Origin of the sequence: Latilactobacillus curvatus JCM 1096 = DSM 20019 (assembly GCF_004101845.1) — a bacterium.
In the GTDB taxonomy this organism is placed as follows: Bacteria; Bacillota; Bacilli; order Lactobacillales; family Lactobacillaceae; genus Latilactobacillus; species Latilactobacillus curvatus.
Genome location: NZ_CP026116.1, coordinates 1,362,089 through 1,386,074 on the forward strand (window position 1 = coordinate 1,362,089; position 23,986 = coordinate 1,386,074).

At 44.4% G+C, this 23,986-nt stretch carries 10 protein-coding genes, 12 tRNA genes and 3 rRNA genes; 2 read left to right on the forward strand and 23 right to left on the reverse strand.

What is annotated here, in order from left to right; all coding sequences use genetic code 11:
• Positions 1-10: 10 nt before the first annotated feature.
• Both rpoC and rpoB read right to left on the reverse strand, forming a co-directional pair.
• Positions 11-3,652, reverse strand: a complete 3,642-nt coding sequence (rpoC, locus tag LCU_RS07135) for a DNA-directed RNA polymerase subunit beta' (RefSeq protein ID WP_004270200.1) — start codon at positions 3,650-3,652, stop codon at positions 11-13.
• A 32-nt stretch (positions 3,653-3,684) separates the two neighbouring features.
• The gene (rpoB, locus tag LCU_RS07140; RefSeq protein ID WP_054644262.1) at positions 3,685-7,281 is read right to left on the reverse strand and encodes a DNA-directed RNA polymerase subunit beta; all 3,597 of its coding nucleotides are present in this window, start codon (positions 7,279-7,281) and stop codon (positions 3,685-3,687) included.
• 527 nt (positions 7,282-7,808) lie between these two features.
• On the opposite strand from rpoB, the gene LCU_RS07145 reads away from it, so the two are divergent.
• Positions 7,809-8,690: a phosphate ABC transporter substrate-binding protein PstS family protein gene (locus tag LCU_RS07145; protein ID WP_128486125.1), complete on the forward strand. Its 882-nt coding sequence runs from the start codon at positions 7,809-7,811 to the stop codon at positions 8,688-8,690.
• Positions 8,691-8,824: 134 nt separating this feature from the next.
• The gene (locus tag LCU_RS07150) at positions 8,825-10,765 is read left to right on the forward strand and encodes a fructose-1,6-bisphosphatase (protein ID WP_128486126.1); all 1,941 of its coding nucleotides are present in this window, start codon (positions 8,825-8,827) and stop codon (positions 10,763-10,765) included.
• A gap of 14 nt (positions 10,766-10,779) precedes the next feature.
• Here the strand turns inward: LCU_RS07150 and LCU_RS07155 are convergent, their stop codons facing one another.
• The 21 genes from LCU_RS07155 to LCU_RS07255 all read right to left on the reverse strand — a co-directional run bounded on the left by LCU_RS07155 (position 10,780) and on the right by LCU_RS07255 (position 23,878).
• Positions 10,780-13,245 carry an ATP-dependent Clp protease ATP-binding subunit gene (locus LCU_RS07155; RefSeq protein WP_128486127.1) on the reverse strand — a complete coding sequence of 822 codons (2,466 nt, stop codon included), beginning with the start codon at positions 13,243-13,245 and terminating at the stop codon, positions 10,780-10,782.
• Positions 13,246-13,262: 17 nt separating this feature from the next.
• On the reverse strand, positions 13,263-13,733 hold the full coding sequence (locus tag LCU_RS07160) for a CtsR family transcriptional regulator (RefSeq protein ID WP_004270210.1): 471 nt from the start codon (positions 13,731-13,733) through the stop codon (positions 13,263-13,265).
• Between the two features lie 174 nt (positions 13,734-13,907).
• Positions 13,908-13,981: transfer RNA gene (locus LCU_RS07165), tRNA-Pro, on the reverse strand.
• A 28-nt stretch (positions 13,982-14,009) separates the two neighbouring features.
• A tRNA-Gly gene (locus tag LCU_RS07170) sits at positions 14,010-14,081 on the reverse strand.
• Positions 14,082-14,108: 27 nt separating this feature from the next.
• A tRNA-Pro gene (locus LCU_RS07175) sits at positions 14,109-14,182 on the reverse strand.
• A gap of 5 nt (positions 14,183-14,187) precedes the next feature.
• Positions 14,188-14,261, reverse strand: a tRNA-Arg gene (locus LCU_RS07180).
• A 14-nt stretch (positions 14,262-14,275) separates the two neighbouring features.
• Positions 14,276-14,361: transfer RNA gene (locus LCU_RS07185), tRNA-Leu, on the reverse strand.
• 14 nt (positions 14,362-14,375) lie between these two features.
• Positions 14,376-14,447, reverse strand: a tRNA-Gly gene (locus LCU_RS07190).
• A 7-nt stretch (positions 14,448-14,454) separates the two neighbouring features.
• Positions 14,455-14,527 (reverse strand) — tRNA-Thr (locus tag LCU_RS07195).
• Positions 14,528-14,562: 35 nt separating this feature from the next.
• A tRNA-Leu gene (locus tag LCU_RS07200) sits at positions 14,563-14,646 on the reverse strand.
• Between the two features lie 23 nt (positions 14,647-14,669).
• A tRNA-Lys gene (locus tag LCU_RS07205) sits at positions 14,670-14,742 on the reverse strand.
• 2 nt (positions 14,743-14,744) lie between these two features.
• A tRNA-Val gene (locus LCU_RS07210) sits at positions 14,745-14,817 on the reverse strand.
• 11 nt (positions 14,818-14,828) lie between these two features.
• Positions 14,829-14,945: ribosomal RNA gene (gene rrf / locus LCU_RS07215) — 5S ribosomal RNA — on the reverse strand.
• A gap of 90 nt (positions 14,946-15,035) precedes the next feature.
• Positions 15,036-17,954: ribosomal RNA gene (locus tag LCU_RS07220) — 23S ribosomal RNA — on the reverse strand.
• Positions 17,955-18,122: 168 nt separating this feature from the next.
• Positions 18,123-18,195 (reverse strand) — tRNA-Ala (locus LCU_RS07225).
• 29 nt (positions 18,196-18,224) lie between these two features.
• Positions 18,225-18,298 (reverse strand) — tRNA-Ile (locus tag LCU_RS07230).
• Between the two features lie 93 nt (positions 18,299-18,391).
• A 16S ribosomal RNA gene (locus tag LCU_RS07235) occupies positions 18,392-19,961 on the reverse strand.
• The 16S, 23S and 5S rRNA genes sit together here with 12 tRNA genes alongside, the layout of an rRNA operon.
• Before the next feature lie 509 nt (positions 19,962-20,470).
• Positions 20,471-21,136, reverse strand: a complete 666-nt coding sequence (locus LCU_RS07240) for a Crp/Fnr family transcriptional regulator (RefSeq protein ID WP_004270961.1) — start codon at positions 21,134-21,136, stop codon at positions 20,471-20,473.
• A 20-nt stretch (positions 21,137-21,156) separates the two neighbouring features.
• Positions 21,157-21,705: a ferritin-like domain-containing protein gene (locus LCU_RS07245; RefSeq protein WP_004270965.1), complete on the reverse strand. Its 549-nt coding sequence runs from the start codon at positions 21,703-21,705 to the stop codon at positions 21,157-21,159.
• Positions 21,706-21,717: 12 nt separating this feature from the next.
• Positions 21,718-21,939 (reverse strand): heavy-metal-associated domain-containing protein, encoded by a 222-nt coding sequence (locus LCU_RS07250; protein ID WP_035186794.1) that lies wholly within the window; start codon positions 21,937-21,939, stop codon positions 21,718-21,720.
• 76 nt (positions 21,940-22,015) lie between these two features.
• Entirely contained in the window at positions 22,016-23,878 is a 1,863-nt protein-coding gene (locus tag LCU_RS07255) for a heavy metal translocating P-type ATPase (RefSeq protein ID WP_056966849.1), read from the reverse strand.
• Positions 23,879-23,986: the final 108 nt, after the last annotated feature.

The following is a 23,986-nucleotide window of genomic DNA, read 5'->3' on the forward strand; positions in this document are numbered from 1 at the left end:
TGGCACTCAGTTATTCTTTTGTTTCTTCTTTCATCTGTGCTTCGATGTCACTGATTGAGTAGACATTTTCTGATACAGCGCCGACTGTCTTAGGTTCCATATGACGATACTTCGCCATACCAGTACCAGCTGGGACAATCTTACCGATGATAACATTTTCTTTCAAACCAAGTAATGGATCGCTCTTACCGCGGATAGAAGCATCCGTTAAGACACGTGTTGTCTCTTGGAATGATGCGGCTGATAAGAAACTATTTGTTTCCAATGATGCTTTCGTAATACCAAGCAAGACAGGACGACAAGTAGCAGGTACGCCACCGCTAATTAAGGTTTCGTGGTTACGGTCTGTAAATTCACTAATATCCATTAATGTACCAGGTAAGATTTCTGTATCACCCGGATCCATGACACGGACTTTACGTAGCATTTGACGGACCATAACTTCAACGTGTTTATCGCCGATTTCAACACCTTGCATACGGTAAACTTTTTGAACTTCATGCAAGAGGTAGTTTTCAGTTGATAAGACGTCACGGACTTTAATTAATTGTTTAGGATCAACAGAACCACCCGTTAACTTAGAACCACGACGAACCATGTCGCCTTCGTTAACGATGACGTTGGCTGTGTAAGGCACACTATATGAACGTGTATCTGTTTCACCTTGAACAGTGATTTCACGTGTATGTTCTGCAGGGTTTTCTTCCACCGCAACAACTTCACCAGTTACTTCAGTGATTGTTGCAAGCCCCTTAGGATTACGCGCTTCGAAAATTTCTTGGATACGAGGCAAACCTTGAGTGATATCTTCACCGCCGGCAACCCCACCGGTATGGAAGTTACGCATGGTTAATTGCGTACCAGGTTCACCGATTGATTGAGCTGCGACTGTTCCGACTGCTTCACCAACTTCAACTTCTTCGCCGTTGGCCATGTTACGACCGTAACATTTTTTGCAGACACCGTGTTTTGTGTTACATGTGAAGACAGAACGAATTGTGACTTCTTCAACACCGGCATCAACAACAGCTTGAGCAAGTTGTTCATCCATTAATTGGTTACGTTGAACCATCACTTCACCCGTTGTTGGATTAACAATGGTCTTCATTGCACAACGACCAACAAGACGGTCATACAATGGTTCGATTAATTCATTACCTTCGCGAATTGAGTGAATGAGAAGACCGCGATCAGTCCCACAATCTTCTTCACGAATGATAACGTCTTGAGCAACATCAACTAAACGACGTGTTAAGTAACCAGAATCGGCAGTCTTAAGCGCCGTATCAGTCATCCCTTTACGGGCACCATGGGTAGACATAAACATTTCCATGACAGAGAGGCCTTCACGGAAGTTTGATGTAACAGGAACTTCCATCATCCCACCATTAGGAGCAGCCATCAACCCACGCATACCAGCAAGTTGCGTAAAGTTAGAGATGTTACCACGAGCACCAGAATCAGACATCATTGAGATTGGGTTTGTTGGATCAAACGAATCTGTGAGTCGTTGTTGGATATCGTCTTTAGCATCGTTCCAGATTTCAATAACGCGCGCATGGCGTTCTTCATCTGTAATCAACCCACGACGGAATTGTTTAGAAACCGTTGTGACTTTCTTATGGGCTTCATCAACAATTTCTTGTTTTTCAGGTAATTGAGGAACATCGGCAACCCCAACTGTTAAACCAGCATGGGTCGCTTGAACGTAGCCTAAGGTCTTCATATCATCCAATAAGTCAGATGTCCGTTGAACCTTATATACCTTGAAGACTTGCGCGATGATATCACTTAAGAAGCCTTTCTTAAATGGTAAAATCACTGGGGCACTTGAGAGGTAGTCATGAATATCTTCACCGTTATCGATGAAGTATTTATCTGGCACACCATTCATCAAGTTATCTGTTGTTGGTTCGTTCAAATATGGGAAGCCAGTTGGCATGATTTCGTTGAACATCACTTTACCAACACTTGTTACCATAATCTTGTGGCGTTGTTCGTCAGGGAATGGACGATTATCCATATCAACAACTGACAAACCAATCCGACTGTGTAAATGAACGTGACCTGTTTGATAAGCCATTAAAACTTCGTTTGTATCTTTGAAGATCATGCCTTCGCCGAGACTACCTTTTTGTTCAAGCGTTAAGTAGTAGTTCCCTAAAACAACGTCTTGAGAAGGTGTAACGATTGGTTTACCATCTTTTGGTGCCAAAATATGGTGAGCGGCAAGCATTAACATTCTTGCTTCTGCTTGTGCTTCATCAGATAAAGGTACGTGGATCGCCATTTGATCCCCATCGAAATCGGCATTGTAAGCTTCACAAGCTAATGGATGAAGACGGATTGACTTACCATCAACCAGGATTGGTTCGAATGCTTGGATACCAAGTCTATGCAATGTAGGTGCTCGGTTCAATAGAACTGGGCGTTCCTTGATGACATCTTCTAAAACATCCCAAACATCGTCATCTTGACGATCAATTTTACGTTTTGCATTTTTAATGTTTGAAGCCATATCGCGTTTCACTAATTCGTGCATGACGAATGGTTTGAACAATTCAAGTGCCATTTCACGTGGTAATCCACATTGATAGAACTTCAATGTAGGACCAACATCGATAACGGAACGACCAGAATAATCGACACGTTTACCAAGTAAGTTTTGACGGAAACGACCTTGTTTCCCTTTCAACATGTGTGAAAGAGACTTCAATGGACGGTTACCAGGTCCAGTAACTGGACGGCCACGACGACCATTATCAATCAAAGCATCAACGGCTTCTTGTAACATCCGTTTTTCGTTTTGAACGATGATGCTTGGTGCCATCAAGTCTAACAAACGTTTCAAACGGTTGTTACGGTTGATCACACGACGGTACAAATCATTCAAATCAGATGTGGCAAAACGGCCACCTTCCAATTGAACCATCGGACGTAAATCTGGTGGAATAACTGGAATAGCATCCATAACCATCCATTCAGGGTTATTCCCTGATTTACGGAAGGCATCTAAGATGTCCAAACGACGGATAGCACGCGTTCTCTTTTGACCTTGTGCTGACTTCAAGTCTTCCTTTAATTCAGCAACTTCGCCTTCAAGATCAACGTCACGTAACAATTCTTTGATGGCTTCAGCACCCATCTTAGCGTTAAAACGATTACCGTATTCATCTAATTTTTCACGATATTCACGTTCGGTCATCAGTTGTTTCTTTTCTAAGGCTGTATCGCCTGGATCAATCACAACGTATGATGCGAAGTAAATAATTTCTTCCAATGCACGAGGGCTCATGTCTAAGACAAGACCCATCCGGCTAGGAATCCCTTTAAAGTACCAGATATGTGTTACTGGTGCTGCAAGTTCGATATGTCCCATGCGTTCGCGACGCACTTTTGAACGTGTAACTTCAACGCCACAACGATCACAGACAATTCCTTTATAACGAATTCGTTTGTACTTACCACAAGCACATTCCCAATCTTTCGTAGGTCCGAAGATTCGTTCATCAAAAAGGCCATCACGTTCAGGTTTTAAAGTACGGTAGTTGATTGTTTCTGGCTTTTTAACTTCACCATACGACCAACTACGGATTTTATCTGAAGATGCTAAACCAATTTGCATACTTTCAAACTTATTGACATCTATCAAAGGGCCGACCTCCTCATAATTTATAGCACGCTTTATTCAGCAGATGGATCTACTGCATCAGCATTTGCTGCTTGTGCTTTTTCAGCTTCTTCTTGTGCCTTTTTGGCTTCTTGTTCTTTAGCGTATTTAGATAATGCATCGATGTTTTCGATATCATCATCATCGTCCATATCGCGTAATTCAATTTCTTGATTATCGATATCCAAGACCTTCATATCCAAGCCAAGTGATTGTAATTCTTTAACCAATACTCGGAATGATTCCGGAACACCTGGTTTTGGAATTGGTTCACCCTTAACGATTGCTTCGTATGTCTTCACACGACCAACAACGTCATCAGACTTGTAAGTTAAGATTTCTTGTAAGGTATAAGCGGCACCGTAAGCTTCAAGAGCCCAAACTTCCATTTCACCGAAACGTTGGCCACCAAATTGAGCTTTACCACCCAATGGTTGTTGCGTAACAAGTGAGTAAGGTCCGATTGAACGTGCATGGAGTTTATCGTCAACCATGTGGGCTAGTTTCATGTAGTACATGACACCAACTGACACACGTGTATCGAATGGTTCACCGGTCCGACCATCATAAAGAATGCTCTTACCATCAGAAGGCATGTTTGCTTCTCGAACAGCGTCCCATAAATCTTTATCTTGCGCACCATCAAAGACTGGTGTTGCAACATGGATGCCTAAGTTTCTAGCAGCCATCCCAAGATGTAATTCAAGAACTTGTCCGATATTCATACGAGAAGGCACACCCATGGGACTCAATAAGATATCAACTGGGGTACCATCTGGCATGTATGGCATATCTTCTTCAGGAACAACGATTGAAACAGTCCCTTTGTTACCATGACGACCAGCCATCTTATCGCCGACTTGGATCTTACGTTTTTGTGTAATGTAAACACGAACCATCATGTTAACACCTGGTGACAATTCATCGCCAGCTTCACGCGTAAAGATCTTAACGTCCTGGATAATCCCGCCGCCACCATGAGGTACTTTCAATGATGTATCGCGAACTTCGCGAGCCTTTTCACCGAAAATAGCGTGCAATAAGCGTTCTTCGGCTGATAATTCTGTCACACCCTTAGGCGTTACCTTACCAACTAAAATGTCGCCATCTTTGACTTCAGCACCAACACGGACAATCCCGAATTCGTCAAGATCCTTCAATGAATCTTCACCAACGTTAGGAATTTCGCGTGTGATTTCTTCAGGTCCAAGTTTTGTATCACGAGCTTCTGATTCGTATTCTTCAATATGGATTGAAGTATATAAATCTTCTTTCACTAAACGTTCTGAAAGAACGATCGCATCTTCGTAGTTATACATATTCCAAGTCATGAAAGCAATCAATGGGTTTTGACCTAAGGCTAATTCACCTTTTTCCATAGCTGGTCCATCAGCGATAATTTCATCAACATCAACGTGATCGCCTTTTGCAACGATTGGACGTTGGTTGTAGTTCTTACCAGCATTTGAACGACGGAATTTCATTAATTCGTACGTATCTAATGAGCTGTCTTCACGACGAACGCGAATCACTTTCGCATCAACGTATTCAACAGTTCCGGCATGTTGTGCTAATAAAGCAATCCCTGAATCGTGGGCTGCTTTATATTCCATCCCTGTCCCAACAAGTGGTGCATGTGGGTCAACTAATGGCACAGCTTGACGTTGCATGTTAGCACCCATCAAGGCACGGTTTGAATCATCATTTTCCAAGAAAGGAATGCAGGCCGTAGCGACAGCAACTACTTGCTTAGGCGAAACGTCCATGTAATCTAACTTGTCGATTGAAGTTTCAATATTGTCATCTTTGTAACGTGCTAAAACAGTATCATCAACGAATGAACCATCATCGTTTAATGGTGAGTTGGCTTGCGCAATGACATAGTTATCTTCTTCGTCGGCTGTTAAATAGTCGATCTTATCAGTAACATCATGCGTATCCCAACTAACACGGCGATATGGTGTTTCGATGAAGCCGTAACGGTTAACAACAGCGTAACTAGCCAAACTGTTAATCAAACCGATATTAGGGCCTTCAGGGGTTTCGATTGGGCACATACGACCATAATGGGTATAGTGAACATCTCGAACTTCATAACCGGCACGGTCACGAGTCAAACCACCAGGTCCTAAGGCAGATAGACGACGTTTATGCGTCAATTCGCCAAGGGGATTGGTTTGATCCATGAATTGTGACAATTGTGATGAACCAAAGAATTCCTTAATTGAGGCAACAACTGGGCGAATATTGATCAATTGTTGTGGTGTCACGGTGCTTGTGTCTTGGATTGACATCCGTTCACGAACCACACGTTCCATCCGTGATAAACCAATTCGGAATTGGTTTTGTAACAATTCACCAACTGAACGAATCCGACGATTCCCTAAATGATCAATATCATCCGTTGAACCGAGACCTTCTTGTAAGTTAAAGAAGTAGTTCATTGAAGCGATGATATCAGCAGGAATAACATGCTTAATCTTGGCATCGATATGACCGTTACCGATTAAGTTGATTTCTTTATCAGGTGTTTTTTGTGAGTACACTTTGATCACTTGGAGTGTCATTGGTTCTGGTAAGACACCTTCATCAGATGGTTGGTAAGTAACCGTCTTGAAGTCTTCTTTGTCTAAGTATGGTGCCAAAGCATCCATCACTTGACGATCAACAACTGTATCTTTAGCAGCAATCACTTCACCAGTATCGGGATCAGCAAGTGTTTCAGCTAATGTTTGACCCAATAAACGCGTCTTTAAGCTTAATTTCTTGTTGATCTTGTAACGACCAACAGCAGCTAAATCATAACGTTTAGCATCGAAGAAACGTGCATAAAGTAATGAACGTGAGCTATCAGCTGTCTTCGGTTCGCCTGGGCGAAGTCTTTCGTAGACATCCTTCAAAGCTTCTTCTGTTCTTGAGTCGTCAGTATTCTTATGGATATCTTTTTCTAACGTCAACATTAATGAATCGTTGTCACCTAAGATATCGATAATTTCTTGATCAGAACCGTAACCTAAAGCACGAACTAAAACAGACATTGGAATCTTACGTGTCCGATCGATCCGAACATATGCAATATCCTTAGCATCTGTTTCAAATTCTAACCATGCACCCCGGTTAGGAATGACAGTTGTACCATAAGTTGTGCGGCTGTTTTTATCAACAGCGCTGTTGAAATAAACGCCTGGTGAACGAACTAATTGAGAAACAATTACCCGTTCAGCACCGTTGATGATGAAAGTCCCTTGGTCAGTCATCAATGGGAAGTCCCCAAAGAAAACGTCTTGAGATTTAATTTCACCAGTTTCATGGTTTGTTAATTTCAAAGTAACGTGTAATGGTGCTGAGTAGTTGGCATCATGTTGTCTAGCTTCTTCAACCGTGTATTTAGGTTCAAGAAGTTGGTAATCAACGAATTCTAATGATAAGTTACCAGCAAAATCGTCAATTGGCATAATGTCATCAAACATTTCACGAAGCCCTTCGTCTAAAAACCATTGATAGGAATTAGATTGGATCTCGATCAAGTTTGGTAGTTCTAGCACTTCTTTAATCCGTGCGTAGCTTCTACGAGTACGATGTTTACCGTAATTCACTAAGTGTCCTGCCAAATTGTTCACCCCTCTATAAGTTTTCCGCAGCCTCATTGTTACAAAAATATGACAAATGTTAAGAAAATATTACATCGCCATTTTTTGGTAATTTTGAGCAGAAAAAAAACAAAAACAGTTATTTTAAGCTGAATAAATCAGACTAACTATTTTTGTTTTTCATGAATACCGTGCTGGACAATAGATCAGCACAATAAATTTTTCTACGGATTTTCGCAGTTACTGTATAATATACTTCTTTTACTACTAAAAGTCAATAATCTGCCTCGGGTTATTCATCCCTTAATTTAGCGTCCATAATGTTCTTTTACTTCCATATAATAGCCCGACTTTTCTGCACATTCAATTGGCGCTAAAATAGCTCGATTGGCACAATAAGCAGCCATACAATCTTCAAGCCCCTCACGGAATCATTTACAAACTCGCGACTTATCATTTACGTTTTTTACACGAATTAGCGGTCAATCTTTACACGACGTCTCTATACTGAACTTGTACCCTTAAATCAGTCCTCAGGAGGAATCATTATGAAACGCATTAGTATGGCATTACTCACAGTTGGTGCGGCCGCTCTTTTATTAGCTGGTTGTCAAGGCCAATCAAAAAGTGCAAGTCAAAGCCAGGATCAAGGCGCTAAAATTACTGCAGTTGGTTCGACAGCCCTTCAACCCCTTGTTGAACAAGCTGGCGATCAATATCAAAAGGATAACCCTAAAGTCAACGTCACCGTTCAAGGTGGCGGTTCAGGAACTGGTTTAACCCAAATTAGTGGTGGCAACGTCACAATCGGTAACTCGGACATCTTCGCTGAAGAAAAAGATGGTATCGATACTAAGAAACTGGTTGATCACAAAGTTGCTGTGGTTGCAATCGCACCCGTTGTTAATAAAAAGTTAGGCATCAAAAATTTAACCAGTGCACAATTGCTAGGCATCTTTAAAGGCGAAATCACAAACTGGCAAACCGTTGGTGGTCCTAACGAAAAAATCACCGTTATCAACCGGGCCCAAGGAAGTGGGACACGTCAAACGTTTGAAAAATTAGGTCTTAAAACCGACAAAGTTGTTACCAGCCAAGAACAAGATTCCTCTGGGACTGTTCAAAAAATCGTCGAACAAACGCCAGGCGCTATCAGTTACCTCGCCTTCCCATACATCAAAGGTAACTTGCAAGCCGTTAAGTTAAACGACGTTGAGCCTACCGAAAAGAACGTTTCAACCAATGCATGGCCAATCTGGTCTTACGAACATATGTATACTAAGGGCGCACCTAACTATCAAACAGCCCGTTTCATCCACTTCATCCAATCAAAAGACATTCAAAAGACAATCGTCCCTAAACTGGGCTACATCCCAATGACGCAAATGAAAGTTGAGCGCCACGTTGATGGCACCATCCAAGATCAATAGTTTCCAGAAGTCGCGCTAAACTGCGCGACTTTTTAATTGGTATATACTAATAAAAAGCTTTTAAACAAAGTAATTTGCATTTATATTTATGATTGGTATAATCGAACTATTAGTTTATCAAAGGAGTTTGGCGAATGATTAACAATAAAATGAAAACGTTATCCGAAAAATACCCCACTAAAATGGCAATTACTTCCGAAATCATCAACTTAAAGGCCATCTTGAACCTCCCCAAACCCACTGAAGCCTTCATGAGTGATTTACATGGCGAATATGATGCCTTCCAGCATCTCATTCGCACTGGCGCAGGGAATCTCCGGCAAAAAATTGCAGAGGTCTTTTCCGGTGAAATGACTGAAGACACAATGCAGGCGTTCGCTTTTTTAGTTTACTACCCAACCGAGCGGCTTGCACTCAAACACGCACAACTATCTGCTAGCGAACTCGATCAGTGGTACCTCACCACTTTTAAACGGTTAATCGACCTCTTAAAATTTGTCTCCACAAAATACACACGCTCAAAAGTCCGTAAAGCAATGGCGCCCGATTTCGTCTACATTACCGAAGAATTAATGTACGGCGATGTAGCTAACAGCGATAAGAAACGCTACTTCCAAGAAATCACGACGTCCATCATTTCGATGGGCCAAGCCGATGCCTTAATTATCGCCACCAGTCATACGATTCAACGACTAGTGGTTGATCATTGGCATATCATCGGTGACATTTACGATCGTGGGCCGCGTCCCGATCTGATTGTCGAACAACTCACCAAGCTCCCCGCGGTTGATATTCAGTGGGGCAATCATGATATTCTCTGGTTCGGCGCCGCTAGCGGTTCTCAACTATGTATGCTCAACCTTTTACGCATTTGCGCACGCTACAATAATTTAGCCATCATCGAGAAAGCTTACGGAATTGACCTTAGCGAACTGGTTCAGTTTGCCCAACGAACTTATCAGCCCAATCCCGCCTTCGAACCAAAGGTTGCTGCCAATCAACACGCAATCTCAACAGCTGAAAAGAAAAGCATCAACCAAGTGCACCAAGCCATCGCCATCATGCAGTTTAAGTTGGAACAAACCGTGATTAAACGCAATCCTGATTTCAAAATGGACCACCGCTTAACCCTCAGCCATGTTGACTTTGAACAGCAGACAATTCATCTAAATGGTCATAACTATCCACTTGATAACACCTGCTTTCAAACAGTCGACCCCACACACCCAGAAATATTAACTTCCGATGAAGCAGCCATTGTTACATCATTGCTAAACACGTTTACCCACTGCCAAAAACTACGCAAGCATCTCCGTTTTTTAATCGACAACGGTAACATGTACCAACTCTACAACCAGAACCTCCTTTTTCACGGCTGTATTCCAGTTGATGAAGCCGGCAACTTCCTCACGCTAACCCTCGCTAACCGACAATACGCTGGTAAATCATTACTCGACTTCTTCGATCACCAAATTCGAACGAGCTTCGACCACCCGCTCAATCAAGATAATTTATCCACCGATTTACTCTGGTACCTGTGGACAGGACCGCTCTCCCCACTATTTGGCAAGAATGCGATGACGACCTTCGAACGCTACTTCAGCGCCGACCCCGTTTTACACGAAGAAAAGAAGAACGCATATTACCAACTCCGCCATCAGGAAGACTTCATTGAGAAACTCTTGTTGGAGTTTGGCTTAACGCCAGAAACGGGGCACATTCTCAATGGTCACACACCTGTCAAAAAAGGCCACAATCCAATCATGGCTAATCGCAAAATGATCGTGATTGATGGCGGCTTTTCAAAAGCTTATCACCACACAACTGGCATTGGTGGCTTTACGCTCCTGTACAATTCGTATGGAATGCAGTTAGTCACCCATCAGCCGTTCACCACACGAGCCAATGCAATTGCCAAGATGCAAGACATTATTTCCACGCGTCGAGTGATTGATCAAGTTAGTCAACGTCAACGTGTCAGTCAAACGAATATCGGCGCTGCGATTAAAACTGAAATTGAACAGCTCACGACCCTTTTAGGGCAAAAAAATAAGGTGTCAGACCAATTGGTCTGACACCTTATTTACGTTTAAACAGTTACTTTATCAGTCTTACTGGTAATGGTAATTTTACCTTTAGTTGCGCCAATTGTCACCGGTACACCCATCGTAATCTCGCCAGCAAGCAACGCTTCACTCAACTGATCTTCTACTTGGGTTTGTAGCGCCCGTCGAATTGGTCGTGCCCCATATTCAGGATCGAACCCAGCTTTGGCAACAACATCCATCGCTGCAGCTGTCATCTTGATTTGAATCCCTTGTTCCGCTAAACGGCCCAAGACATTCTTCGCCATAATCTTCACGATTTCGCGCAATTCAGGTTGTGTTAAGGAATGGAAGACAACCGTTTCGTCAATTCGGTTTAAGAATTCTGGACGGAAAGCTTTCTTCAATTCTTCCATAATGCGCCCTTGCATTGCTTTATAATCAGCAGTTACATCTTTAACCCCGAACCCAACGGATTTATCATCACGTAAGGCTGTCGCACCTAAGTTTGATGTCATAATCATGATCGTATTACGGAAATCAACCTTACGTCCTTTTGAATCGGTTAAATAGCCGTCATCCAAGACTTGCAACAAGATATTGAAGATATCAGGGTGGGCCTTTTCAACTTCATCAAATAAAATGACGGAATATGGTTTATTGCGGACCTTTTCTGTTAATTGGCCGCCTTCTTCGTAGCCGACATAGCCAGGGGCCGCCCCAACTAAACGGCTCGTGCTGTAACGTTCCATATATTCAGACATATCAACCCGAATCAAGTTGTCTTCAGAACCAAACATAGCTTCCGCCAATGCTTTGGCTAACTCTGTCTTACCAACCCCGGTTGGGCCTAAGAACATAAATGAACCAATTGGTCGTTTTGGATCTTTCAAACCACTGCGCGCACGACGAATTGCACGTGAAACGGCAGAAATGGCTTCTTCTTGGCCAACAACCCGTTTATGCAAGACTTTTTCAAGTTGCATGAGACGTTCGCTTTCTTTGCGTTGCAACTGAGTAACAGGCACACCGGTCCATTGCGCAACCACTTGAGCGATGTCTTCAGCAGTCACTTGAATGTCACTGCGAACACCGTTTTCTTGTTCGGCAGCTTGTAACTTGGCAATCTTGGCCTTAGTGGTTACTTCTTGCTCATGAATCGTCGCCGCTTTTTCAAAATCTTGCGCGCGAACAGCGGCTTCTTTATCGTCATTTAAAGTTTGTAGTTTTTGTTCTAATTTATCCAACGGTGTCTTCTGGTTAACAGCATCCAAGCGCACTTTAGCCGTCGCTTCATCCATTAAATCGATTGCCTTATCCGGTAAGAATCGGTTCGTGATGTAGCGATTTGATAAGGCAACCGCTTCATGTAAAGCTTCATCTGAAATTGCAATCCCATGATGAGCTTCATAACGTGGACGTAATCCCTTTAAGATTTGTTCCGCATCTTCTGGCGTTGGTTCATTGACCGTGACGGTCGCGAATCGCCGCTCTAAAGCTGCATCTTTTTCAATGTACTTTTGATATTCATCTAAAGTCGTCGCACCAATTAATTGTAATTCACCACGCGCTAATGCTGGTTTCAAGAGATTAGAAGCATCAATTGCCCCTTCAGCGCCACCTGCACCAATGAGGGTGTGTAATTCATCAATAAAGAGAATCACTTGCCCATCTGCATAGATTTCATCGATAATCTTCTTCAAACGATCTTCGAATTCACCACGATACTTTGTCCCAGCAACCAATGACCCCATGTCGAGCATCATGAGCCGCTTTTGCTGCATGTCACTTGGCACATCGCCATTGACGATGCGTTGCGCAAAACCTTCAGCAATCGCTGTCTTACCGACACCAGGTTCACCAACTAAGACGGGATTATTCTTCGAACGCCGGGCTAAAATCTGCACAAGTCGCCGAACTTCTTCATCACGACCCACGACCGGATCAATTTGATTGTCACGAGCAAGTTGTGTTAAATCGCGCGCTAATTGGTTCAACGTTGGTGTCCCAGCTTGATCGGCATTATTCTTAGCTGCTTTAGCCCGTTTTTTAGCGGTTGCCGTATCCACACCCATCTTTTGAAGTAGTAGTTGGCGTGTTTTAGCTAAACTAAGTCCTAAGTTCAATAAGATCCGCGCAGCGATAATATCATCATCACGTAAAAGTGCTAATAATAGGTGTGCTGTGCCAATTTTAACCGAATTAGCTTGTTGCGCTTCAACCCGAGCAATATCGAGTACTTGTTTGGCTTTGGGCGAATATGGTAAATAACCGCCAATGCCAGAAGCGATTACAGCATCGCCATATCCGGTTAAGCGTTCAATTTCTTCAAGGACATCGGTCGAATTGACACCTAATTCGCGTAAGGTAGTCCCAGCAATTCCCTCATTTTCTAATACGATTGCTAATAGGAGATGTTCCGTTCCTAGTGCATGGTGATTAAATTTCTTTGCTTGTTCTTGTGCCATCATTAAGACGTTTTTTGCACTTGGTGTAAATAGATTATTCATGGATAATCCCCCACTCTTTACTTAATTTCATATCGTAGTCGTTCTAACACTGCAACTAGAATCTGTGCTCGAAGCTGCTCTTCTAATTGTTTATTATTAACCGCTAATGTCTGTGGACTCGTTGCCGCGAGTATCAAATTGCCTTCCTTTTGCGAAAGAATTTGTTCATCATATAGTTTCTGGATAATGGCTAAGGTGTCCGCCTGGGAAATCTGCGTATCAACATTTTCAATTAACGCTTCTAAAAAGTCCCGATCATCGAGAAATTGAACCTTGACGATCCGAATATAACCACCGCCGCCACGTTTACTATTCACGACATAACCGCGCTGCTCAGTGAACCGCGTATTAATCACATAGTTAATTTGGGACGGCACACAATTAAAAAGCTTAGCAATTTCGGAGCGTCTAATTTCGATTTGTTCATTGTCAGCCAGTATCTTTTTTAGATAGGCTTCAATAATATCCGAGATGTTCTGACTTTGCAAACATATCAGCCCCTTCATTTAGTCTTCTGCGTTTTTCAGTGTCAAAAGTTTAACTTTGACTAACGTTGACTATTATTATAACGATTATCAGTACAAAATGAAAGTTTACTGACTTTTAGTAGCTAATCAATTGGACGCACAAAAAAAGACTTGTCATCAACAAGTCTTTGAGAGTCGGGAAAACAAGATTTGAACTTGCGACCCCTACGTCCCGAACGTAGTGCTCTACCAAGCTGAGCTACTTCCCGGAAACTATTTTATTACGGGTACAAAAAAAGCGGAAGACGGGATTCGAACCCGCGACCCCCACCATGGCAAGGTGATGTTCTACCACTGAACTACTTCCGCATTTTTTATTAATATTTTTGTATCCAGTCGGGAAAACAGGATTCGAACCTGCGACCCCCTGGTCCCAAACCAGGTGCTCTACCAAGCTGAGCTATTTCCCGTTATATGCACCCAGTAGGAGTCGAACCTACAACCTTCTGATTCGTAGTCAGACACTCTATCCAGTTGCGCTATGGGTGCATTTTTCATTATGATGCCGAGGACCGGAATCGAACCGGTACGGTAGTCACCTACCGCGGGATTTTAAGTCCCGTGCGTCTGCCAGTTCCGCCACCCCGGCTTAATCATAATGAAAGCGGAAGACGGGATTCGAACCCGCGACCCCCACCATGGCAAGGTGATGTTCTACCACTGAACTACTTCCGCATCTTAATGCCGACTAGACGATTCGAACGCCCGACCCTCTGATTACAAATCAGATGCTCTACCAACTGAGCTAAGTCGGCATAATAAGATAACTTTCATTGAATATTCAATTGAATGCGGGTGAAGGGACTTGAACCCCCACGTCTATATAGACACTAGAACCTAAATCTAGCGCGTCTGCCAATTCCGCCACACCCGCATTTTGGCGTGTAACTTGGCCGATGAGTCGTGACAGGCTCGAACTGTCGACCCTCTGATTAAAAGTCAGATGCTCTACCAACTGAGCTAACGACTCAATGGAGGTTACAGGGCTCGAACCTGTGACCCTCTGCTTGTAAGGCAGACGCTCTCCCAACTGAGCTAAACCTCCATCAATAAAAAGCGCGGCAACGTCCTATCCTCGCAGGTAGTTTCCCACCAACTACTATCGGCGCTAAGAAGCTTAACTTCTGTGTTCGACATGGGAACAGGTGTATCCTTCTTGCTATCGCCACCACACTATTTTGTGCTTGCGCACTGAGAAGAACTTCGTTCTCTCAAAACTGCATAATAAGTAATATTTCATTTCAAAAGCCTAACATTGCACCTTTGGTTAAGTCCTCGACCGATTAGTACTAGTCCGCTCCATACATCGCTGTACTTCCACTCCTAGCCTATCTACCTGATCATCTTTCAGGGGTCTTACTTCCATAAAGGAATGGGAAATCTCATCTCGAGGGGGGCTTCACACTTAGATGCTTTCAGCGTTTATCCCGTCCATACATAGCTACCCAGCGATGCGCCTGGCGGCACAACTGGTACACCAGAGGTATGTCCATCCCGGTCCTCTCGTACTAAGGACAGCTCCTCTCAAATTTCCTGCGCCCGCGACGGATAGGGACCGAACTGTCTCACGACGTTCTGAACCCAGCTCGCGTACCGCTTTAATGGGCGAACAGCCCAACCCTTGGGACCGACTACAGCCCCAGGATGCGATGAGCCGACATCGAGGTGCCAAACCTCCCCGTCGATGTGGACTCTTGGGGGAGATAAGCCTGTTATCCCCAGGGTAGCTTTTATCCGTTGAGCGATGGCCCTTCCATACGGAACCACCGGATCACTAAGTCCGACTTTCGTCCCTGCTCGATTTGTCAATCTCACAGTCAAGCTCTCTTATACCTTTACACTCTACGAATGATTTCCAACCATTCTGAGAGAACCTTTGAGCGCCTCCGTTACACTTTAGGAGGCGACCGCCCCAGTCAAACTGCCCACCTGACACTGTCTCCCGCCACGCTAAGTGGCGCGGGTTAGAGTGGTCATACAGTTAGGGTAGTATCCCACCAACGCCTCCATCGAAACTAGCGTTCCGATTTCTACGGCTCCTACCTATCCTGTACAAACTGTACAAACACTCAATATCAAGCTACAGTAAAGCTCCATGGGGTCTTTCCGTCCTGTCGCGGGTAACCCGCATCTTCACGGGTATTATAATTTCACCGAGTCTCTCGTTGAGACAGTGCCCAAATCATTACGCCTTTCGTGCGGGTCGGAACTTACCCGACAAGGAATTTCGCTACCTTAGGACCGTTATAGTTACGGCCGCCGTTTACTGGGGCTTCAATTCTGGGCTTCGCTTACGCTAACTCATCCTCTTAACCTTCCAGCACCGGGCAGGCGTCAGCCCCTATACGTCATCTTTCGATTTTGCAGAGACCTGTGTTTTTGATAAACAGTTGTTTGGGCCTATTCACTGCGGCTGACCTGACGGTCAGCACCCCTTCTCCCGAAGTTACGGGGTCATTTTGCCGAGTTCCTTAACGAGAGTTCACTCGCTCACCTTAGGATATTCTCCTCGACCACCTGTGTCGGTTTACGGTACGGGTAGTTTATTTCTCACTAGAAGCTTTTCTTGGCAGTGTAACATCAGGAACTTCGCTACTTAATTTCGCTCCCCATCACAACTTGTCCTTAAAGAATCAAGCATTTCACTCAACTCAAGACTTGTTGCTTAGACACACATTTCCAGTCGTGTGCATTCCTTAGCTTCCTGCGTCCCTCCATCGTTCAAACAAAATAAACTAGTACAGGAATCTCAACCTGTTGGCCATCGACTACGCCTTTCGGCCTCGCCTTAGGTCCCGACTAACCCTGGGAGGACGAGCCTTCCCCAGGAAACCTTAGTCATACGGTGGATCAGATTCTCACTGATCTTTCGCTACTCATGCCGGCATTCTCACTTCTAAGCGCTCCACTAGTCCTTACGATCTAGCTTCATCGCCCTTAGAACGCTCTCCTACCGCGGACACTTACGTGTCCACCCACAGTTTCGGTATTATGTTTAGCCCCGGTACATTTTCGGCGCAGCGGCACTCGACTAGTGAGCTATTACGCACTCTTTAAATGGTGGCTGCTTCTGAGCCAACATCCTAGTTGTCTGTGCACCGCCACATCCTTTTCCACTTAACATAAATTTTGGGACCTTAACTGGTGATCTGGGCTGTTTCCCTTTCGACTACGGATCTTATCACTCGCAGTCTGACTCCCGGAACTAAATCAATGGTATTCGGAGTTTATCTGAATTCAGTAACCCATGACGGGCCCCTAGTCCAAACAGTGCTCTACCTCCATGATCCAATATTCCGAGGCTAGCCCTAAAGCTATTTCGGAGAGAACCAGCTATCTCCAAGTTCGATTGGAATTTCACCGCTACCCACACCTCATCCCCGCCATTTTCAACTGACGTGGGTTCGGTCCTCCAGTGTGTTTTACCACACCTTCAACCTGGACATGGGTAGGTCACTTGGTTTCGGGTCTACATCTATATACTCACTCGCCCATTTCAGACTCGCTTTCGCTACGGCTCCAGCTTTTCACTTTAACCTCGCATATAAACGTAACTCGCCGGTTCATTCTACAAAAGGCACGCCATCACTCATTAACGAGCTTTGACTAATTGTAGGCACACGGTTTCAGGATCTATTTCACTCCCCTTCCGGGGTGCTTTTCACCTTTCCCTCACGGTACTGGTTCACTATCGGTCACTAGGGAGTATTTAGCCTTGGGAGATGGTCCTCCCGGATTCCGACGGAATTTCACGTGTTCCGCCGTACTCAGGATCCAGAACGGAGGTTAAGTTGTTTAATCTACGTGGTTATCACACTCTTTGACTCAGCTTCCCAGCTGATTCGATTACAACTTAACTTGGTAACTCCAATGTTCTGTCCTACAACCCCAAGAAGCAAGCTTCTTGGTTTGGGCTCTTCCCCGTTCGCTCGCCGCTACTTAGGGAATCGATTTTTCTTTCTCTTCCTGCAGGTACTTAGATGTTTCAGTTCCCCGCGTCTACCTTCATTAAGCTATGTATTCACTTAATGATAATACCCGACTAAAGGTATTGGGTTCCCCCATTCGGAAATCTCCGGATCAAAGCTTACTTACAGCTCCCCGAAGCATATCGGTGTTAGTACCGTCCTTCATCGGCTCCTAGTGCCAAGGCATCCACCGTGCGCCCTTTATAACTTAACCTAACTTTACCTACGGTAAAGGGTTATTATTTGAGTTTAGCGATATGAACTAATTCATATTTCTATTAAAAAACTCTTTAAAACGCAATGTTTTCTCGGCTTTTAAAACTAATATATTACTTATTATCCAGTTTTCAAAGAACAAAGTTTCGATGACTATTGTCATCAATGGAGGATAACGGGATCGAACCGATGACCTCCTGCGTGCAAAGCAGGCGCTCTCCCAGCTGAGCTAATCCCCCGTGTTGGTACTATTTAATTCTTAGTACAATGGGCCTAAATGGACTCGAACCATCGACCTCACGCTTATCAGGCGTGCGCTCTAACCAGCTGAGCTATAGGCCCAAAAAACGTCCTAATTCAATGAGAGTAGACCTCTCAAAACTAAACAAAGTTTCGACTTCGCAAATGTACAAGGTTTTCCGTATTATTCCTTAGAAAGGAGGTGATCCAGCCGCAGGTTCTCCTACGGCTACCTTGTTACGACTTCACCCTAATCATCTGTCCCACCTTAGACGGCTGGCTCCCGAAGGTTACCTCACCGGCTTTGGGTGTTACAAACTCTCATGGTGTGACGGGCGGTGTGTACAAGGCCCGGGAACGTATTCACCGCGGCATGCTGATCCGCGATTACTAGCGATTCCGGCTTCATGTAGGCGAGTTGCAGCCTACAATCCGAACTGAGAATGGTTTTAAGAGATTAGCTAAACCTCGCGGTCTCGCGACTCGTTGTACCATCCATTGTAGCACGTGTGTAGCCCAGGTCATAAGGGGCATGATGATTTGACGTCGTCCCCACCTTCCTCCGGTTTGTCACCGGCAGTCTCACTAGAGTGCCCAACTAAATGCTGGCAACTAGTAATAAGGGTTGCGCTCGTTGCGGGACTTAACCCAACATCTCACGACACGAGCTGACGACAACCATGCACCACCTGTCACTTTGTCCCCGAAGGGAAAGCTCTATCTCTAGAGTGGTCAAAGGATGTCAAGACCTGGTAAGGTTCTTCGCGTTGCTTCGAATTAAACCACATGCTCCACCGCTTGTGCGGGCCCCCGTCAATTCCTTTGAGTTTCAACCTTGCGGTCGTACTCCCCAGGCGGAGTGCTTAATGCGTTAGCTGCGGCACTGAAGGGCGGAAACCCTCCAACACCTAGCACTCATCGTTTACGGCATGGACTACCAGGGTATCTAATCCTGTTTGCTACCCATGCTTTCGAGCCTCAGCGTCAGTTACAGACCAGACAGCCGCCTTCGCCACTGGTGTTCTTCCATATATCTACGCATTTCACCGCTACACATGGAGTTCCACTGTCCTCTTCTGCACTCAAGTTTCCCAGTTTCCGATGCACTTCTTCGGTTGAGCCGAAGGCTTTCACATCAGACTTAAGAAACCGCCTGCGCTCGCTTTACGCCCAATAAATCCGGACAACGCTTGCCACCTACGTATTACCGCGGCTGCTGGCACGTAGTTAGCCGTGGCTTTCTGGTTGGATACCGTCACTACCTGATCAGTTACTATCAAATACGTTCTTCTCCAACAACAGAGTTTTACGATCCGAAAACCTTCTTCACTCACGCGGCGTTGCTCCATCAGACTTTCGTCCATTGTGGAAGATTCCCTACTGCTGCCTCCCGTAGGAGTCTGGGCCGTGTCTCAGTCCCAGTGTGGCCGATTACCCTCTCAGGTCGGCTATGCATCACGGTCTTGGTGAGCCTTTACCTCACCAACTAACTAATGCACCGCGGGTCCATCCTAAAGTGATAGCCGAAACCATCTTTCAACCTTGCACCATGCGGTGCTAGGTTTTATGCGGTATTAGCATCTGTTTCCAAATGTTATCCCCCACTTTAGGGCAGGTTACCCACGTGTTACTCACCCGTCCGCCACTCACTCAAATGTTATCAATCAGAAGCAAGCTTCTTCAATCTAACGAGAGTGCGTTCGACTTGCATGTATTAGGCACGCCGCCAGCGTTCGTCCTGAGCCAGGATCAAACTCTCGATTAAAAGTTTGTAGCTCTTGTTTTGTTACTTAATTTATTTGCTAGCGAAATTGACTTTGCAAATATGTTTTGTGCCCCGAAGGGCGACCCTACACATTTGGTTTGTCGAAACTTTGTTCAGTTTTCAAAGGTCTACATCAGATATTAGTTAATCACTTATTAAGTTAAAACTCATAAGCAACACAATCTATCTTATCATGTATAAACCCGAATGTCAACAACTTTTTTTAAGTAATATTCATTCAACGTTTTGCTACATGCTCATCTCTCGACGACATAGAATATCTTACCATCCTAGTGGGACAACGTCAATCACTAATTTGAAAAAAATTCAAAAAAATTGAATTCCTGTATAAATATCGAAAAAATAATTCATATCACCCGGATTCTCATCCCTAATCTGCGCTATTGATTATCCCTCATAATACTTTTAAACTGCTATTTGTTCCAATTTTATCCAAATTGGTATAGGTAAACAAAAAGATCCTGCAAAATTCGCAGAATCTTCACGTCCTAATAGAAGTCTTCTAGGTTTTCATAGTCTAATATCGCAATCTTTCGACCGTTTCGTTCAATTAGCGCATGACTTTCTAACTGTTTTAACTTACGCGATAAGGTTTCAGGCGTTGTTCCAATATATGTTGCCAGTTCTTTTAACTTCATCGGAATCATCACTTCAGTTTCTCCGCTCGCTTTAGCTAAATCAAGTAGATAAGTCACGATTCTGGATTCAACTGACTCGATATTGATTAAGTTCGCCTGTTTTTCCAAACGCGTCATCTTATCAGTAGTTGCTTCTAGTAACTTTAAACTAATTTCGGGATAGGCTAACAGTAACTGTTGAAAAGCACTCCGCGATAACGTACAGATTGTACTATCTTGCAAGACCTCACCGTACAACGGCTCATCTTCCGTTTTAAAAAGTAACTTTTCTCCTTCAAAATCACCGGGTTCCATCATGCGTAGCAGTTGCTCTTTGCCTGCTGTAGAGAGCTGATAGACCTTAATGCTCCCCTTAGCTAAGATCACTAACCGCTTCTGATCCATCGGGCTCATCACCAACGTCCCTTTTTTAACGCGTTCATGATGGGTAACTGCCGAAATCTTGACCAAACTATCACGGTCTAAATGATTAAAAATCGGTACTATCTCAGCACAAATATGTTGTTCGTCAGTCACCTAGCCCACTTCCCTCTATCTTAATCGTCGTCTTCTTCATCTAATCCTTCGCGCGCTGCTTTTCCTAGTTGGCTTTGCAATTCACGGATTTGGTGTTGGTTGTAGCCCATTAAAGAAACCATATCCGCCGCTAAAGCAAATCGTTCTTCTTTTTCCGCAAGTTTAATCGCACGGGAAACAAATAGATTAGCAGTATTATAGTCCGCAACCATTTCCGCAATCATCGCTGGCATCTCCCAGTACTTAATCCGCGGCTCTTCTGTCAGCATCCCATACTCGGTATACTCAGCTTGCGTCGTCGGAAGCACTTCACCTTCGTCTAGTAGCCGTTCGGCCGTCTTGTCTAATAGCATATCATTTTCTGCAAGCAATGTGGTTAATTGCGCTTTAAAAGCTTGGTTATTGATTCCTTTAGCGTACCACTTCATTTGACGGAGTTTACGCCGTTGAATCGTTAAGTTAGCCATCACATGGCCGATCATGGCACCCGCGGTTGGTGTATGGTGATCAACATCAGCTTGTTTAACTTCTGCTTGGTAACGTGTTTCGATTTCTTCATTAGATAACATATTAATTGCCCCCTATTTCACTTTGATACTTTGAACGCTGTAGCCCAAGTCAGTTACAGCTTGTGTTAATTCATCTGGGTTTGTCACGGCTTCATCGTATTCTGCTTTCACTTTACTAGCATTAAAGAGAACTTTCACTGATTCAACCCCATCTTGTTGACTGACACCCGCTTGAATCTTTTGCATACATGACGGACATGATAGCTCGTCTAATTGCATCACCAATTTTGCCATTTCAATGACCACCTTTTCGTTTGATTACTGTTACTATATCGCGCGCTGCATGATTAAAAATTGACCGCCATCAAGTTTAGCGAACTTTAAACCGAATCAGGCGCATCGCATTGAATATCACGACCAGAATACTAATCTCATGAACAAACATCCCACTAGCCATCTGTACCCAGCCAAGCATCAGGCCAAGCAATAACAATCCGACCGTTCCAACAGCAATCACAATATTTTGAACTGTATTACGTGCCGTCGCCTTCGTGAGGTAATCGGCATACACTAATTCGGATAACGTCGATTGCATTAACACAATATCCGAAGTTTCAATCGCGACATCTGTCCCAGAACCCATCGCAATTCCAATGTCAGCCAGTGCGAGCGAAGGACTGTCATTAATCCCATCCCCGATAAAAGCCACTTTTTGACCGTTTGCTTGGTAGGTCTTAATGAATTCAACCTTCTCTGCCGGCAAAAGATTCGCGTGGTATTCAGTAATCCCGACGGCTTTGGCAATTGCTGCGGCCGTCTGGTCATTATCGCCCGTCAACATGACTAAATGTTTAACGCCTGCTTTTTTCAAACGCGTTAATGCTGCCTTGGCTTCCGGTTTAACCGTATCAGCAATCCCAATTAATAAAACAACTTGTTGGTCAACTGCGACTAACACGGTTGATTGCCCTGCTGCTTGACTGGCCGTGATCGCCGCAATCTGCGCACCGGTTAACCGGATCCCTGCTTCAGTCATCATCTTGGCCCGCCCAATCCGAATTGTTTGACCAGCGACTTCAGCTTGTACCCCCAACCCTTTGAGCGTTTCAATTCGTTCAATAGTTGGTAAGTCTGTCACCCCTCGTCCCCGTGCATACTGCACAATCGCAGTCGCCAGTGGATGATCTGACTGTGCTTCAACCGCGGTAGTCACTGCCAACGTTGCTTGTTCTGCCGCTGTATAAAATTGCACATGTGCAACAGCCGTGTCCCCTTTAGTCAATGTCCCAGTTTTGTCAAAGACCATCGTATCAATGCCAGCCATCGCATTAACGACTTCGCCGCCTTTAATCAAAACCCCATGCTTCGCACCATTGCCAATCCCCGCCACGATTGAAACTGGCGCGCCAATTACTAGCGCACCTGGACAACCAAGCACCAGAATCGTAATCGCGAGTTTAAAGTCGCGCGTGATTAAGCCAATCGCTAATGCCAACACTAAAACGGCCGGTGTGTAATAGGTCGCAAAACGATCAATGAATTTTTCCGCGGGTGACTTACTATCTTGGGCCTCTTCAACCAATTCAATAATTTGGGCAAAAGTTGTATCATCCCCAACCTGCGTTGCGGTAACCGTCAATGTCCCGTTATCCACAATTGCCCCGGAATAAACAGCATCACCCACTATTTTCTTAACGAGTTGTGCTTCGCCAGTGATGCTAGCTTCATTGACATAGGCACTACCTTGGACGACTTGCCCATCAACCGGCACCTGAGCGCCAGCTTTAACCAATACTTGATCATCGATTTCGACATCATCAACATCTACCGTCGTAGTAGTGCCATCGGCCGCTAACACTTGTGCCGTTTGTGGCGCCATTTCAGACAATGCGCGAATTGATTCTCGTGTCTTTTTCAAGGTTCGTTGTTCAAGATAGCTCCCGAATAAAAAGAGGAACGTGACAATCGCCGATTCATTGAACTCACCAATGATTAGCGCTCCCAATACCGCAATCGTGACCAGCAAATCAATGCTGATGACTTTCACTTTTAGCGCTTGATACGCCTGCATCAAAATCGGTGTAACCCCCATCATTGACGCAACCAATAACAGCCCTTGCATCACAATTACCGCCCCACCAAGCCAATACCAGCCATAGGCCACTGCAATCAATCCGCCAACAGTCAGCGCAATCTGATTCTTCACGGATTGTAACCATCTTTGAAATTTCATTTAAAATCCCTTCTTCCTAACGATTGTCTTTAGTATAGAAGAAAGCCGATTTTAAGAACTTGATGGTTATCAAGTTTACCCGAATATAACAGACAAAAAAGCACAATC

What these genes read in the sequence shown, in the direction of transcription:
- LCU_RS07145 (WP_128486125.1), top strand. Translation starts at nt 7,809, where the DNA reads ATGAAACGCATTAGTATGGCATTACTCACAGTTGGTGCGGCCGCTCTT.
- LCU_RS07150 (WP_128486126.1), top strand. Translation starts at nt 8,825, where the DNA reads ATGATTAACAATAAAATGAAAACGTTATCCGAAAAATACCCCACTAAA.
- LCU_RS07155 (WP_128486127.1), bottom strand. Translation starts at nt 13,245, where the DNA reads ATGAATAATCTATTTACACCAAGTGCAAAAAACGTCTTAATGATGGCA.
- LCU_RS07245 (WP_004270965.1), bottom strand. Translation starts at nt 21,705, where the DNA reads ATGTTATCTAATGAAGAAATCGAAACACGTTACCAAGCAGAAGTTAAA.
- LCU_RS07250 (WP_035186794.1), bottom strand. Translation starts at nt 21,939, where the DNA reads ATGGCAAAATTGGTGATGCAATTAGACGAGCTATCATGTCCGTCATGT.
- LCU_RS07255 (WP_056966849.1), bottom strand. Translation starts at nt 23,878, where the DNA reads ATGAAATTTCAAAGATGGTTACAATCCGTGAAGAATCAGATTGCGCTG.